We start from the raw sequence: 15,621 nt of genomic DNA on the forward strand, positions 1-15,621 counted from the left end.
CATTAAGTAATTGTTGGACTTGCATCTCTGTCCAACGATAACCACGCTGATAATTGGGTATAAAAAATTGTTTGTCATTAATATCTTGGATTGGCAAAGGTTTTAGGATGGATGTTATCGTCATGAATAATACCTTTATTTATTAGAAATAATTTAATAAGATTGATGCGGCTAATAAGCCTTGTACAGCCAAAATTTTAGATAACTTCCCATTGTTCCCAATTATAAGAAAAGTTGGGATATATCCAATAACACTTATATTATCTCTATTCCCCAGTTTCCCATAGTTCCCCATCATTTTTTTGAACAATTTATTTCATAAATTATTTTCTATATTTTAACCAATAAATCTTCAAGTAACCCTTCTGATTTTAACTGTCTTAATCTTACAATGAGACTTGCTTCATTGCGGTCTGATTTAAGCTTGATTAACTCATCAGGTGTCATTAAATCAAATGATTTAGTTTTTCCTTGTCTTAACTCATCGAGGTAGTTTGCCCATTCATTCATCATTAGCTGTCGTTCAGCAAGCATACTAGATGTGTCATAGCGACGTTTTACACTAGTCTCGTCAAGGTGAGCAAGCTGTAGCTCAATCATATCGCTATCAAATCTCAATTCATTCAAGCCTGTACTAGCGAGTTGCCGAAAGCCATGACCTGTCATATTAGACGATTGTTTGCCATTATAGCCCATTAGATTTAATGCTTGGTTCAGCCAAGCTTCACTAAAAACCTTTTTACGGCTAAAGTTATAGAAAACATAATTCAAATGACCGGTCAGAGGTTTTAGGCTTTCAATGATGCTCATTGCTTGTGGAGAGAGCGGAATAATATGCTCACGACCCATTTTCATTTTATGAGCGGGGATTCGCCACACATGGTGAATATAATCAATTTCTGACCATTCAAAATGCCGTAGTTCTTTAGTACGGACAAAACAAAGGGCTATAAGCTTCATGCCAGCCATTGTTTGTACATCTGCATTCGGATGGTCAATACAATAATTATCTATTCTATTCAGTAGCTCGGGAAAATGTTGTTGTTCAATGACGGGCATCCTTTTTGGTTTATGCTTTTCTAGTGCAGATGTCCGTCCTTGTGCAACATTAGTTATATTAAAGTTTAGCTTGTTGATTGCATAGTCGAATACACTTTTTAAAAATCCACCACAATCATGAGCAGTACTGCTTGAAGCTTTACCTTGGTCAATAGCTTTTTTTTCAATAGCTTGTAGCGTGAGATTTATGTCTTGGACAGTAATAGATTGAATTGGATAATTACCAATTAGTGGAGCAATATGGTTATTGAGAAAATTTTTAAGTTTTCCAATGTTTTTCGGCGTGGTTTTACTTCGGCTCTCGATGTATTTTTCTGCAATCGTGATAAATCTATCACCCTCATTAAAACTAAGTTTATTTTCTTTTTTTTGTTCGCTAGGATCAATCCCTTGTTTAACTAATGTTTTTAAACGATCTCTTTCCTGTCGAGCTTCTTTAATACTCATTTCAGGTTTAAAAGTTTGGGAAAAGAGAGTACTAGTAGATTTATAGATACCAATGCGATAATCTTTGTCTTTTTTGCGGATATCTTTAGCAGTTTGGAAGCGATACTTGAATACCCAATAAATACCATCATTAGGCATATGAATAAGATATAGGCTATCACCGTCGCCGTGACGAGTGGTTTTAGCTGGCGTTTCACTACACAGTGATTTGATCAACCTATCACTAAGCTTATAATTTTGTCTTTCTGCCATAAAAATCCCCCTTAAAATCAGTAACACCAAAAATAACACCTTTTTTGTGGTGCTTTCGGGTAATAATAGGGGTAATTTAGGGTAATGACAAGTAACAAAAAACCCTTGAAAGCTTTAGCTTCAAGGGTTCAATTTGTGGCTTGGTAATTAAAGGTAATTACTAAAACCGATATTTGGAGCGGGAAACGAGATTCGAACTCGCGACCCCGACCTTGGCAAGGTCGTGCTCTACCAACTGAGCTATTCCCGCATTAGGTGGTCAACTAGCAATTTTGAATGTTTGTTGCGTCGTTGTGGATGCGTATTATAAGGATTTTTGACACTGCGTCAAGCATTTTTGCAAAAAAAATTCAAAAAAATGCGTTTTTTTTAATTTTAACTATTTTTTATTGCAAAGTAGCTTTTTTAGCTGCCTATTCTCGTATGACCTTTTTTCTTTCTACCCATAGTTATTAGCTTGTTTTATCACACTCTGAAACACACCACGTATCTATCGTTACGCAATTACTGCAAATCTCAGCAGATTGTTTTTTAGCGACTTCGCTATAATGCGTCTAAACCTCATATTTCTCTTGGTTCTTTTTGCTGTATTTGGAGATAACAATAAGATGAAAATTTCAAAAAAACTCATGATGTCAAGTTTGGCGGCATCGGTCATTGCGGTAGGTGCCACAGGTTGCTCAACCACCACTGATACGGGGGCGATTGGCGTTGACCGTAATCAGTTGTTGGTAGTATCCGACCAACAAGTGCAACAACTTTCCAAGCAAGCTTTTCAACAAGAAATTGCCGCTGCCCGTGCCAAAGGTCTGCTTGATACCAATCCTGCCCAGTTGGCGCGTTTACAGAAAATTTCTCAGCGTTTGATTGCACAGACAGGTGCCTATCGCAGCGATGCAAGACAATGGCCGTGGGAAGTGCATGTCATTAAGAGTAATGAGCTCAATGCGCACGTATTACCCGGCGGTAAAATTGTCTTTTACTCAGGTATTATCGATCGCTTGAGTCTAACCGATGCTGAGATTGCTGCGATTATGGGTCATGAGATGGCGCACGCATTGCGTGAGCATACCCGTGAGCGCCTATCGCGTGATGTGGCGACCCAAACAGGGATTGGTATTGCCGCGAGCGTCTTAGGCTTATCTCAAGGTCAGGCACAGTTAGCAGGCTTAGCTGGAGATTTGGGTATTTCTCGTCCCAATAGCCGTACCCAAGAAACGGAAGCTGATTTGATGGGGCTAGAGTTGATGGCACGGGCAGGTTACGACCCTAATGCAGCAGTTAGCCTATGGCGTAAAATGCAGAGTGCGGGCGGTCGCGGCGAGCCACCTCAGTTTTTAAGTACCCACCCGGTGAGCTCAACACGTATTGCCACTATTCAATCATTATTGCCACGTGTGATGCCATTGTACCAACAAAGCCGTTACCGTTAATGTTAACTTCGTATGTCATAAGCCAATATTGAGTTGATATTGGCTTTTTTAGTGAGCAAATTTAGTAATCAAAATAAGGGGTTGATTAAAAATTTGCTGATACCTAATAATCCACCGCCCATCAATTTACTCAACAATCTACCTACCCATCAATTTATCTAGCAAGCCTAACAAGTTGTCAAAAAACCGATTGATTGAAGTTTTTTAAATATCTCAACAGCACAGCGGCATTGTCAGTGGCATAATAAGCGTTTGGTCACAGTTATAGGGTAAATTCATGAATCAGCTTGATATTAATTTGCTAGTCTTGTTCGTCATTTTGGGCTGCGGTATTTTTGTGCACAATCCCACGATTTGGGTCAGTGCGACTGCGCTAATTATCATCAAGTTTTTACCCCATAACCAACCTATTTTTTCTTATATCCAGCAATATGGACTCAACTTGGGTATTTTGCTGCTCACCATTGCCGTCATTGCGCCCATCGCCTCCGAGCAAGTCAGTAGCAAAGCCTTGATGACATCTTTTGCCAGTTGGCGCTCATTATTGGCCATCGCCGTGGGATTGCTGGTGACTTGGCTGGGCGCAAGAGGGGTGAATTTAATGAAAATTGACCCCAATGTAGTCACCGGGCTGATGATTGGCACAGTAGCCGGGGTGGTATTGTTTCGCGGGGTGGCGGTGGGTCCGTTAATTGCCGCGGGGATTTTATCCTTGCTATATTGGTCGAAGTGAATCATATAAGCTAGTAAGCCATCAAAGATAGAGAAAATTTGAGCGGTATTGACACAAGATTATTTTTGCCAGTCGAGCCAATTTGATAGATTAGGCTACCTTAAAACTATGCTAAAATGGCTAAAATGCGGTAAGTGGTGACCAGTTAGGTTTGTCATTGGCTACCCATTTTTGATGAATAAAATCAGTGAACCGAGGACGACATGAGTCAACTTGCTACCCCGATTGCCGATGCCGTGACAGCGCGTTTGCAAACGTTACAGCCCAGTGTCTATCAGCTAGAAAATGAGTCGATGCGCCATGCTGGCTATTTTGAGGGCAAAGAAACCCATTTTAAGCTGACCATTGTCAGTGAGGCATTTGTAGGCAAACGCTTGTTACAGCGTCATCAGTTGGTGTATGGACTCATTCATACGTTACTGTCACAAGGCGATGGGCAAATTCACGCGTTTTCAATTCATGCTTATACACAAGCAGAATGGCAAGCGGTTGGACAATCTCCCGAAAGTCCCAATTGCGCAGGACAAAACGCAGGGTAATATACAGATAAAAAAGAGTGTCAACATAAGCTAAAACCACAGACCTCTTGAGTTAATTTACGCTATATTATTATAAAAAAGGTTGATGTATGAAACACGCACATATGCTGATGGCATTGATTTTAATTGCCTTATTCTTGTGGCAAGCCGTGTTGGTATTTACCGCACCAAAAGGACAAGGCTTGCCAAAATCTGCCAAAATCGGCGCACACCTGATGTATGCCTTGGTGATTTTAACAGGCGCGGTGACGGCGATGCCATTGTTTGGCGCAGGTATAGTGCCGCACTGGTTGATTGCCAAGATGGTATTACTCATTGTTGCCATTTCGGCGACTGTCAAAGCCACGCGCCAGACGACTACGCCCAATCAAGCCAAAATAGGTATGTTGATTGCTTTTATTGCCTATATAGGTATTTTGACATTGGCATTTGTTAAGCCGCTCAATCTATTTTAAGGCTAAAGCAGTGAACATAAGGGAGTAGGATAATGAAAAAATTAGCTATCTCAATACTTTTAGCGACGGCCGCCACGGCAGGTTTGACAGGGTGTATGACCACGCCTACCCCTGAATACGTATCTGCCAACAATTACCAAAGCTATGACTGTGTTGCGCTTGCCAATGAGTACACGCGCGTCAATCAATACATTGATGCCAATGCCAATCAGCGCACCGGTTTGCAAGCTTCAGGCATTGGGATTGGCGTATCGGGCAATCGCCATGGTATTTATCCTACCGTGAGTGTCGGCTTAGGCTCAATCAATGGCGGCAACCGTCATAATCTATCGATTGCTATGGGACAACGTGATGCGATGGTACAAGCCGCGCGCTTAAAACAATGCTCCTTTGCTACCGGCATCAAACTCTATAGCGAAAAATAATTTATCCCATTTTACCCTGTTAAGTGTAGAACCCATCTTTACATAGTGAGATGGGTTTTTTTATGGTCAGCCAAATCAGTGGCTGGGTTAGGGGTATTCAGTGTCATTGAATACCTATTGAATATGTATCGAATATTTTTTTAGCCTAAAGATAATTTTTATTTCGATAAAGATTGTCTCGTTTTAGATTGACAAGTCCATAATTTATTGATTAATATGTCACATATTGATGGTTAAACACGGTAAAAATTTTAAAAAAATGAATTAAAATGAGCGTTATAACAATACTTTAAGTCAAGGAATACTTGGGTATTAATCAGTGGGTAAAAATTTTTACTCAGGTAAGCACGAAGTTTTCACTAGCTTTCGTATAAACCCTTAGTAAACACCCCCAAAAAACGATAGAAAAACACGATAAAAAACACGATAGTAAGGATGCTACCATGACCAAAGACGTGCTAACCCTGCCACGCATCGTAATGGGTGCGAAATCTGCCAACGCCCCACTCACCCAAAGCTATGATAAAGGACCGGTCACGCCACTGATAGAACTGACCATTGGTGATTTTTTTGATCAGATGGTGGAACAAAATCCCGATAAAGACGCCTTAATTTCCGCGCACCAAAACATTCGTCTCACCTACCGCGAGCTACAGCGTAAAGTCAATCAGCTAGCCAGCAGCATGATTCGTATGGGTCTGCAAAAAGGTGATCGCGTGGGTATTTGGTCACACAACAACGTTGAATGGGTCATCATGCAATTGGCGACAGCCAAAGCCGGTATCATACTGGTCAACATCAACCCAGCGTATCGTATCTTTGAGCTTGAATACGCCATCAACAAAGTCGACTGCCAAGTGCTGGTATTGATGCGTCACTTCAGATCTAGCGACTATGCGGTGATGCTGCAAGAACTTGCCCCTGAAGCGCGTCACCAAAGCTACCAAAATTTAGAGCTCGTGCAATTACCCAATCTCAAACGGGTCATCTGGATTGACAGCCCAGAGTCCACTGAGGATTTTAGCTATATGCAAAAATTCTCCGCATGGATTGCCGAAGGCGATGCCGATGATCCGGCAGTGGCGGAACGTGCCAAAAAGCTCAACCCCAATAACCCGATCAATATCCAATTTACCAGTGGCACCACAGGCACGCCCAAAGGCGCGACGCTTACCCACCGCAATATTTTAAACAACGGTTATTTCATCGGTGAAGCCATGAGCCTCACTGCCGATGACCGTCTGTGTATCCCTGTCCCGCTTTACCACTGTTTTGGAATGGTACTGGGCAACCTTGCCATCTTGACCCACGGTGGCACGATTGTGTATCCCAATGATGGCTTCGACCCCATCACCGTACTTGAAACCGTGCAAAAAGAACAATGTACAGGTCTGCATGGTGTCCCGACCATGTTTATCGCCGAGCTTGACCATCCAGACTTTGCTAATTATGACTTATCGACTTTGCGTACCGGCATCATGGCAGGCTCAAGCTGTCCGATTGAGGTCATGCGCCGCGTGATTGACCAAATGCACATGAAAGAAGTCACCATTGCCTATGGCATGACCGAAACATCGCCCGTATCTTGTCAAACCAACCAGCACACACCACTTGAAAAACAAGTCTCAACCGTAGGTCTAGTACAGCCTAACCTAGAAGTCAAAATCGTCAACCCAGAGACAGGCGAAACGCTTGGCATCGGTGAGACAGGTGAGCTGTGTACCAAAGGTTACTCAATCATGCTCGGCTATTGGAATGACACCAATAAAACGGCGGAAGCCATTGTCGATGGCTGGATGTATACCGGTGACTTGGCAACCATGGACGAAGAAGGCTATGTCAAAATCGTCGGACGTAGTAAAGACATGGTGATTCGCGGTGGTGAAAACATTTACCCTGTTGAAATCGAAAACTACCTATATCGCCACCCAAAAATCCGTGACGTCCAAATCGTGGGCGTACCTGACAAGAAATTTGGTGAAGTCCTTGCCGCTTGGATTATCCCCAAAAAAGACAGCAACTTAACCGAACAAGACATTCGCGATTTCTGTAAAGATCATATTGCACACTATAAAGTGCCAACTTACATGAAGTTTGTCGACGAGTTCCCAATGACCGTCACGGGTAAAATTCAAAAATTCAAAATCGTGGAAGCGATGACACAAGAATTGGGACTCTAAATTTTCAACTTCAGCAAAAACTTAACATAAATACAGAGGGCATCTAATAGCAATTTAGCTGCACCCTTTGACAGAATTAGGATTTACAATGACGGTTATCCAAAGTAAATTAAGCCCAAATGGCGCGGAATTTCAAGCCAATGCCGCTGCCATGCAAACTATCGTTGATGACCTTAAAGCCAAACTTGCGGTCATTGCTCAGGGCGGCTCTAAGTCTGCTCGCGCCAAACATGTGGCTCGGGGTAAGCTATTGCCGCGTGAGCGTGTCGAGCGCTTGCTAGATGCCGGTACGCCATTTTTGGAAGTCTCACCGATGGCAGCGTATGGCATGTATGATGCCGATATCCCTGCCGCAGGCGTGATTGCTGGCATCGGTCGTGTCGCTGGCATTGATTGTATGATTGTGTGTAACGATGCCACCGTCAAAGGCGGCACTTACTATCCGATGACGGTCAAAAAACATTTACGGGCGCAAGAAATCGCGCGAGAAAACCGCTTGCCATGTATCTATTTGGTCGACTCTGGCGGCGCGAACTTGCCCAACCAAGATGAAGTATTCCCAGATAAAGACCACTTTGGTCGTATCTTTTTTAACCAAGCCAATATGAGCGCCGAAGGCATTCCCCAAATCGCCGTCGTGATGGGTAGCTGTACCGCAGGTGGTGCCTATGTACCCGCCATGAGTGATGAGTCGATTATCGTCAAAGATCAAGGGACGATTTTTTTGGGTGGACCGCCGCTGGTCAAAGCTGCCACAGGTGAAGAAGTGACCGCCGAAGACTTAGGCGGTGGCGATGTACATACCCGTCTGTCAGGCGTGGTTGACCACCTTGCCCAAAATGATTTACACGCGTTATCACTGGCGCGCAACATCATCGGCAATTTAAACCAACAAAAAACACCCATCCACCACGCTACCGCGCAAATAACCCCGCGCCCCCCCAAATACGACGCCAAAGAATTGTACGGCATCATCCCAACTGACACCCGTAAGCCCTTTGATATCCGTGAAATCATCGCGCGTATCGTCGATGGCAGTGAGTTTGATGAGTTTAAAGCCCGTTTTGGCACGACGCTGGTGTGTGGTTTTGCGCATATTGAAGGTATGCCAGTGGGTATTATCGCTAACAACGGTATTTTATTTAGCGAATCAGCCCAAAAAGCCACCCATTTTATCGAGCTATGCTGCAAACGTAAAATTCCGCTGGTGTTTTTGCAAAATATCACAGGCTTTATGGTGGGGCGCAAATACGAAAATGAAGGGATTGCCCGTCATGGTGCCAAAATGGTGATGGCGGTTGCCAATGCCAAAGTGCCGAAGTTTACTGTGATTGTCGGCGGTTCATTCGGCGCGGGTAACTACGGTATGTGTGGTCGTGCGTACAGTCCACGTTTCTTGTGGATGTGGCCTAATGCACGTATCTCGGTGATGGGTGGCGAGCAAGCGGCGTCGGTATTAGCAACGGTCAAACGCAGCCAGTACCATGCCAAAGGTGAGCACTGGTCAAGCGAGGACGAAGAAGCGTTCAAAGCGCCAGTGCGTCAGCAATTTGATGAGCAAGGTCATCCGTATTATGCCTCGGCTAGACTGTGGGATGATGGCGTGATTGACCCAGCCGATACCCGTCAAGTATTGGCACTCGGCTTAAGTGCGGCCTACAACGCACCGATTGAAGACACCACCTTTGGTGTATTTAGAATGTAATTTTCAGCGTGTAAAATCGGAAGTCTTGGTTGGTTGTTCTATCACCATTGAGCAAGCATCAAAAATACTCCCACATTACCCAATAAAAAAAAGGAAAAACACGATGAAATTACCGACTTATGATAGTTTACTGTTAGACATTGACCAGCACGTGGCGACCATTACCCTCAATCACCCCGACAAACGCAATGCCTTTAATGACGATGTCATCCAAGAACTGACCGATGTGTTTCAATTTTGCGCTGAGCAAGACGAAGTACGTGTGGTGGTATTGACTGCCAATGGCAAAGCCTTCTGTGCCGGTGCAGACTTGAACTGGATGCGCGCGATGGCGGATTATAGCCACGATGAAAACTTGGCAGACGCTGGCAAGCTTGCGCAAATGCTAGCCACCATCTACCACTGTCCAAAACCCACCGTCGCTGCCATTCAAGGCGATGTATATGCAGGCGGTATGGGTCTAGTCGCCGCTTGTGATATCGCCATTAGCGTAAAAAACGCCAATTTTTGCTTAAGTGAGGTCAAACTTGGCTTGATTCCTGCGACCATTAGCCCGTATGTGATTCGTGCGATGGGTGCACGAGCCGCGCATCGGTACTTCTTAACCGCTGAAATATTTGATGCCAAAGAAGCCAAAAAAATCGGTTTTATCCATGAGCGGGTGGATGAAGAAGAGTTTTCACAAACCCTTGATAATTTGGTCAAACACTTGGTCAACGCCAGCCCAAATGCCGTTAAGGTGTGTAAAAAACTGGTGCAAGATGTGGCGTATACCGAGATTAATGAGCAGTTAATCAAAGATACCGTTGCAGGCATTGCCGATATTCGTGCATCTGCCGAGGGTAAAGAAGGCGTACAGTCATTTTTGCAAAAACGTAAACCAAGCTGGCTTGAATGACCTAGGTAAAATAACTGAGGTAAAAAGCTGGATTTTATAAGCCAAATTTTATAAGTATGCCAAGTTAGATCCGCGGTGATGCGGTCTTGAAAAATAAAAAGGGACGATTATGTTTTCAAAAATCTTAATAGCCAACCGTGGTGAGATTGCTTGCCGCGTGGCAGCCACCGCCAAAAAACTGGGTGTGCGCACCGTTGCGGTATATTCAGACGCTGACCGCTTTGCCAAGCACGTAGCCGTGTGTGATGAAGCCGTTTATATAGGCGGCTCTGCGCCCAAAGACAGCTACCTGCGTTGGGAGCGCATCTTGGAGGCTGCCAAGCAGACAGGCGCACAAGCGATTCACCCAGGCTATGGGTTTTTGAGTGAAAACGACGAATTTGCCCAAGCGTGCGTGGATGCGGGTTTGGTGTTCATTGGCCCCCCTGCGTCTGCCATTACCGCGATGGGGCTTAAAGCCGAGTCCAAACGCTTGATGGAAGCTGCCAATGTACCGCTCATTCCAGGGTATCATGGCACCAACCAAGACCCCGAATTTTTGCATAGCGAAGCCGACAAAATTGGCTACCCTGTGCTAATCAAAGCCAGCTCTGGTGGTGGCGGCAAAGGGATGCGGTTAGTTGAAAAAACCGAAGACTTTATTGACGCCTTGGGCTCATGTCAACGTGAAGCCATTAGCAGCTTTGGCAATGACAGCGTATTGATTGAAAAATACGCCCTGCGTCCCCGCCATATCGAAATTCAAGTCTTTGGCGACAGCCACGGCAACTATGTGTATTTATTTGAGCGTGATTGTTCGGTACAGCGCCGCCACCAAAAAGTGCTCGAAGAAGCCCCTGCCCCCGATGTCAGCGTGGCAATGCGTGAAGCGATGGGCGAGGCGGCGATCGCGGCGGCAAAAGCGGTCAATTATGTGGGGGCGGGTACGGTTGAATTTATCGTAGAGCAACGTGACCCTTCACCCGAAGATAAATTTGGCGGCATGAATTTCTACTTTATGGAAATGAACACCCGCCTGCAAGTAGAACACCCCGTCACTGAAGCGATTACCGGCACTGACCTGGTCGAGTGGCAACTGCGTGTTGCTAGCGGTGAGCCGTTACCCAAACAACAAGCAGACTTGACCATCAACGGTCATGCGATTGAAGCACGTATCAATGCTGAAAACCCAGACAACAATTTCTTGCCCGCCACAGGTACGCTAAATATTTACCGCACGCCAACTCACAGCGAGTTTAGGGTGTCAGATGTGCGTATAGATGATGGGGTACGCGAAGGCGATGTCATTAGTCCTTACTATGACTCGATGATTGCCAAACTCATCGTCCATGCGCCAACCCGTGAGCAGGCGCTTGCCAAATTAGACAAAGCACTTGCAGAAACCCGTATTGTCGGTCTGCCCAACAACGTGGCGTTTTTACGTCACGTGGTGCAATCAGATTCGTTCAAATATGCCAATCTTGATACCGCATTGATTGAACGTGAAAAAGACGTACTGTTTGGACAGCAGCGTGGTGAATTGCCTTGGCTGGTGGCGACCGCAATTGTCAACGAGCTTGCCCAAGAAGCGCAAACCCAAAACCACGACCCTTTTAGCAAAACCGATGCATGGCGCGCGTATAGCCATTATGAGCGTCCGTTTGATTTGGTGTATCACGATAAGCCATTGCGGGCGGTTATCAGCCAAATTCAGGGGCAAGTTCAGGGGCAAGCCAAGGAACAAGCATTTCATCTAACGATTAACGCCATTGTCAAAGCCGAAAAACAAGGCGCGGACGTTGTCACGCCCATCTATCAAGGCGATGTTCGTTATTTGCCCACTGCCGATGATACTTTTACCCTATGGCTAAGTGGCGGAGAAACAGCCGGTAAGCGCCAACAGATGCAGGCATGGCGACACAATGAGCAAGTATATGTGTTCTCAAATCATGCCAGTGATGTCATCACCTTGGTGGATAGCATGGCGCATGTGGGCATCGAGCCTCAAGATGGCGGCAGTTTAAAATCGCCCATGCCGGGTCAAGTGGTGGCGTTTCGGGTCAATGTGGGCGATGAAGTGAAAAAAGGTCAAGCTTTGGCAGTGATTGAAGCGATGAAAATTGAGCATACCATCAATGCCCCTACTGATGGTACGGTGGCAGAGTTGCTGTTTAAGGCAGGGGATTTGGTATCCGATGGCGATGAGCTATTAAAACTTGATACGGGCAGCCAATCATGAACTATCCAAATTTTGTCAAAATCATCGACGTGGGCGCAAGAGACGGACTACAAAACGAAAAACAAACCGTACCCAGCGACGTCAAAATTGAGTTGATTAACGGCTTGATTGATGCAGGGGTGCGCAAGCTTGAAGCCACCAGTTTTGTGTCGCCAAAGTGGGTACCACAAATGGCAGACAATGATGCGGTATTAGATGGCATTAGCAAGCGCGATGACGTGGTCTATTCGGTGCTCACACCTAATATGAAAGGCTTTGATGCCGCCCTTGCCCACCGTGACCAATTTGCCAATTATGAAGTGGTGATTTTTGGCTCAGCGAGTGAAGCCTTTAGCCAAAAAAACATCAACTGTAGCATCGCTGAGAGTATCGAGCGTTTTGCCCCGGTTGCTGACGCCGCCAAAGCACATGGCATCAAAGTGCGCGGTGTCATCTCTTGCACCGTGGGCTGTCCGTATGAAGGGGATATTTCAACCGATAAAGTCGCCTATGTGACAGAAAAACTCGTTGCCATTGGCGCTGAACATATTGGCATTGCTGAAACCATCGGCGTGGGCACGCCTATCAAGGTACAAAAAGCGTTGGATGCTGCCTTGCGTTATATTGATATCGACAATATCTCTGGGCATTTTCATGACACCTATGGTCAAGCGCTTAGCAATACCTTAGCAGCATTACAAATGGGGGTATGGCAGTTTGATACCTCGGTGGCAGGGCTTGGCGGCTGTCCGTATGCCAAAGGCGCAACCGGCAATGTCGCCACCGAAGATGTGGTATATCTGCTACATGGCATGGGTATTGAAACGGGTATTGATCTCGACAAACTGGTCGATGTCGGACAAAAAATTAGCGCGTTTTTGGGCAGACAAAATGGCTCAAAGGTGGCAACAGCGATTTTAAATAAACGTAAAGCTTTAACAGTCAGTTAATCAACAAGGAATGACTATGAACTTAGGACTCGATTACCAACTTGGCGATGACATCAACGCCCTACGCGAAACCGTCAAAGCCTTTGCCGATGCTGAAATCGCCCCACGCGCTGCTGAGCTTGACCGCACCGACCAATTCCCGATGGACTTGTGGCAAAAAATGGGTGAGCTTGGGCTACACGGCATCACCGTACCCGAAACTTACGGCGGCGTGGACATGGGCTATGTGGCGCACATGGTCGCCATGGAAGAAATCAGCCGCGCATCAGGCTCAGTGGCGCTAAGCTATGGGGCACACTCCAACTTATGTATCAACCAAATCAAACGCAACGGCACAGAAGCCCAAAAACAAAAATACTTGCCAAAGCTCATCAGCGGTGAATTCATTGGTGCCTTAGCCATGAGTGAGCCCGGTGCAGGCTCAGACGTGACCAGCATGAAACTACGTGCCGAAGACAAAGGTGGCGTGTATGTATTAAACGGCTCAAAAATGTGGATTACCAATGGACCGGATGCCGATGTGATGGTGGTGTATGCCAAAACCAACCCAGAGCTTGGGGCAAAAGGCATCACCGCTTTTTTGGTAGAAAAAGGCATGAAAGGCTTTTACACCGCGCAAAAACTCGACAAGCTCGGTATGCGCGGCAGTCACACAGGCGAGATGGTGTTTGACAATGTCGAAGTGCCAAGCGACAACATTCTGGGTGGTCTTAACAACGGCGTCAAAGTCTTGATGAGTGGCTTGGACTACGAGCGTGCGGTACTCGCTGCAGGTCCCATCGGGCTTATGCAAGCAGTCATGGACAACGTCATTCCCTACATCCACGATCGCAAGCAATTTGGTCAAGCCATCGGTGAATTCCAGTTGATTCAAGGTAAAGTGGCGGACATGTATACCACCTTACAGGCAGGGCGCAGCTTTCTTTACACCGTGGGCAAAAACTTGGATATGTTAGGCTCAGACCATGTGCGCCAAGTACGCAAAGATTGCGCCAGCGTGATTTTGTGGACAGCGGAAAAAGCCACTTGGATGGCAGGGGAAGGTATTCAAATCTTTGGCGGCAATGGCTATACCAATGAGTACCCACTGGGGCGTATTTGGCGTGATGCCAAGCTATATGAGATTGGCGCAGGTACTAGCGAAGTACGGCGTATGCTGATTGGTCGTGAGCTGTTCAGCGAAACCGCTTAATTGATTAGCTTTATCAGCACAAGCCCTAGCTAAAACTAGGGCTTTTTTATTAGATTGTCAAAATAGGTTGTCAAAATCCGCCTTATTAGCTGTGCGCTATGTTAAGGTTGATTGTAAAATCGCTTGGTATTGCGCCGGTTTGAGACGGGGTCCGAACTGCTGAATGATTTGGCTTGCGACGCTACTGGCTAATTTGCCACAATCTGCCAACGCATGACCATGCGATAGCGCGTATAAAAAACTGCCCGCAAAATTATCGCCTGCCCCATTGGTATCTAGCACTTGGTCAACGGGTAGCGATGCCACGTCAATCAATTTTGTTTCACGTGAAACATCGTCCCGTACCGCAATGATTGACCCTGCTGCACCATTGGTCACCACTGCCATATTGGCAACTGACAATAACGCTGCTGCGGCTTGCGAATGACTGGTTTGGTTGGTAAATAGCTGCGCTTCATCACAGTTACAAAACACCGCATCCACGCCACCTTCTAGCATTGCATCAAGTCCTTCGCGACCAAACTTGACCACGGCAGGGTCGGCAAAACTGACCGCGATTTTAGCCCCTTTGTCTTTGGCTTGTTGTTTTAGCTGAGCAATTGCCTGTTGTACCGATGGTGACATAGCAAGATAACCTTCAAGATACAACCAATCAGCATCATTGAGCGCATCAAACTCAATATCCGCTTCACTGATTTCTGCTGAAGTGCCCAAATGTGTTTGCATGGTGCGCTCGCCATCTGGGGTCACCATCACCATACAGCTACCTGTGGTACCATCAGCAAATGACTTGGTAGATGTTTTGATACCTGCGGCGTTTAAATCCGCCAAATAAAAACGCCCTGCCTCGTCTTCACCCACTCGGCAAGCGTAAAAAGTATCGCCGCCAAGGCTTGCTGCGGCATAAATACTGTTGGCAGCCGAGCCGCCGCCGGCTTGTTTGGTCGCGGTGATGTTTTGCGTGGTGAGCGAGGCGATGAGGTCAGCTTGCTCACTGTGACTGGCTAGGGTCATGTTACCTTTGGTCAGGCCTGTGGCGTTAAGCTGTGCATCGGTGACGACAAATTCACTGTCAACTAACGCATTGCCGATGGCGACGATTTTTGCCATTGTGATTCCTTTTTAACGATTTTGGAAAAAATAGGTGAGTTAAATT

General features: G+C 45.9%; 13 protein-coding genes and 1 tRNA gene. 11 read left to right on the forward strand and 3 right to left on the reverse strand.

Translation table 11 applies throughout. The features are described from left to right. Positions 1 to 330: 330 nt before the first annotated feature. Together H9W84_RS00005 and H9W84_RS00010 are read right to left on the reverse strand one after the other, a co-directional pair. Positions 331 to 1,758 carry a tyrosine-type recombinase/integrase gene (locus H9W84_RS00005; protein WP_239741123.1) on the reverse strand — a complete coding sequence of 476 codons (1,428 nt, stop codon included), beginning with the start codon at positions 1,756 to 1,758 and terminating at the stop codon, positions 331 to 333. Positions 1,759 to 1,932: 174 nt separating this feature from the next. Continuing rightward, a tRNA-Gly gene (locus H9W84_RS00010) sits at positions 1,933 to 2,008 on the reverse strand. A gap of 358 nt (positions 2,009 to 2,366) precedes the next feature. Between H9W84_RS00010 and H9W84_RS00015 the strand changes: the two genes are divergently transcribed. The 11 genes from H9W84_RS00015 (at position 2,367) to H9W84_RS00065 (ending at position 14,465) form a co-directional block, all read left to right on the forward strand. Then, positions 2,367 to 3,191: a M48 family metallopeptidase gene (locus tag H9W84_RS00015; protein ID WP_420846640.1), complete on the forward strand. Its 825-nt coding sequence runs from the start codon at positions 2,367 to 2,369 to the stop codon at positions 3,189 to 3,191. Between the two features lie 277 nt (positions 3,192 to 3,468). Beyond that, positions 3,469 to 3,924, forward strand: coding sequence for a DUF441 domain-containing protein (locus tag H9W84_RS00020; RefSeq protein ID WP_128681148.1), 456 nt, complete (start codon positions 3,469 to 3,471; stop codon positions 3,922 to 3,924). 203 nt (positions 3,925 to 4,127) lie between these two features. Further along, the gene (locus H9W84_RS00025; protein WP_239741124.1) at positions 4,128 to 4,463 is read left to right on the forward strand and encodes a BolA family protein; all 336 of its coding nucleotides are present in this window, start codon (positions 4,128 to 4,130) and stop codon (positions 4,461 to 4,463) included. Positions 4,464 to 4,552: 89 nt separating this feature from the next. Further along, entirely contained in the window at positions 4,553 to 4,918 is a 366-nt protein-coding gene (locus tag H9W84_RS00030) for a SirB2 family protein (RefSeq protein ID WP_050325259.1), read from the forward strand. A gap of 32 nt (positions 4,919 to 4,950) precedes the next feature. Beyond that, positions 4,951 to 5,343 (forward strand): hypothetical protein, encoded by a 393-nt coding sequence (locus H9W84_RS00035; RefSeq protein ID WP_239741125.1) that lies wholly within the window; start codon positions 4,951 to 4,953, stop codon positions 5,341 to 5,343. A 443-nt stretch (positions 5,344 to 5,786) separates the two neighbouring features. Further along, entirely contained in the window at positions 5,787 to 7,523 is a 1,737-nt protein-coding gene (locus H9W84_RS00040) for an AMP-binding protein (RefSeq protein WP_275579702.1), read from the forward strand. An 88-nt stretch (positions 7,524 to 7,611) separates the two neighbouring features. Next, the gene (locus H9W84_RS00045) at positions 7,612 to 9,228 is read left to right on the forward strand and encodes a carboxyl transferase domain-containing protein (RefSeq protein ID WP_239741126.1); all 1,617 of its coding nucleotides are present in this window, start codon (positions 7,612 to 7,614) and stop codon (positions 9,226 to 9,228) included. A gap of 103 nt (positions 9,229 to 9,331) precedes the next feature. Next, a complete protein-coding gene (locus H9W84_RS00050) occupies positions 9,332 to 10,126 on the forward strand; it encodes an enoyl-CoA hydratase/isomerase family protein (protein WP_239741127.1) in 795 nt (264 codons plus the stop codon). Between the two features lie 109 nt (positions 10,127 to 10,235). Further along, positions 10,236 to 12,344: an acetyl/propionyl/methylcrotonyl-CoA carboxylase subunit alpha gene (locus H9W84_RS00055; protein WP_239741128.1), complete on the forward strand. Its 2,109-nt coding sequence runs from the start codon at positions 10,236 to 10,238 to the stop codon at positions 12,342 to 12,344. Beyond that, entirely contained in the window at positions 12,341 to 13,273 is a 933-nt protein-coding gene (locus H9W84_RS00060; RefSeq protein WP_239741129.1) for a hydroxymethylglutaryl-CoA lyase, read from the forward strand. Before H9W84_RS00055 ends, H9W84_RS00060 begins: the two co-directional genes overlap by 4 nt. A gap of 16 nt (positions 13,274 to 13,289) precedes the next feature. Further along, on the forward strand, positions 13,290 to 14,465 hold the full coding sequence (locus H9W84_RS00065) for an isovaleryl-CoA dehydrogenase (protein ID WP_239741130.1): 1,176 nt from the start codon (positions 13,290 to 13,292) through the stop codon (positions 14,463 to 14,465). Positions 14,466 to 14,561: 96 nt separating this feature from the next. Here the strand turns inward: H9W84_RS00065 and H9W84_RS00070 are convergent, their stop codons facing one another. Continuing rightward, entirely contained in the window at positions 14,562 to 15,575 is a 1,014-nt protein-coding gene (locus H9W84_RS00070) for an adenosine kinase (protein WP_138018192.1), read from the reverse strand. Positions 15,576 to 15,621 lie beyond the last annotated feature (46 nt).

The organism is Moraxella tetraodonis (assembly GCF_022359095.1).
Lineage (GTDB): Bacteria > Pseudomonadota > Gammaproteobacteria > Pseudomonadales > Moraxellaceae > Faucicola > Faucicola tetraodonis.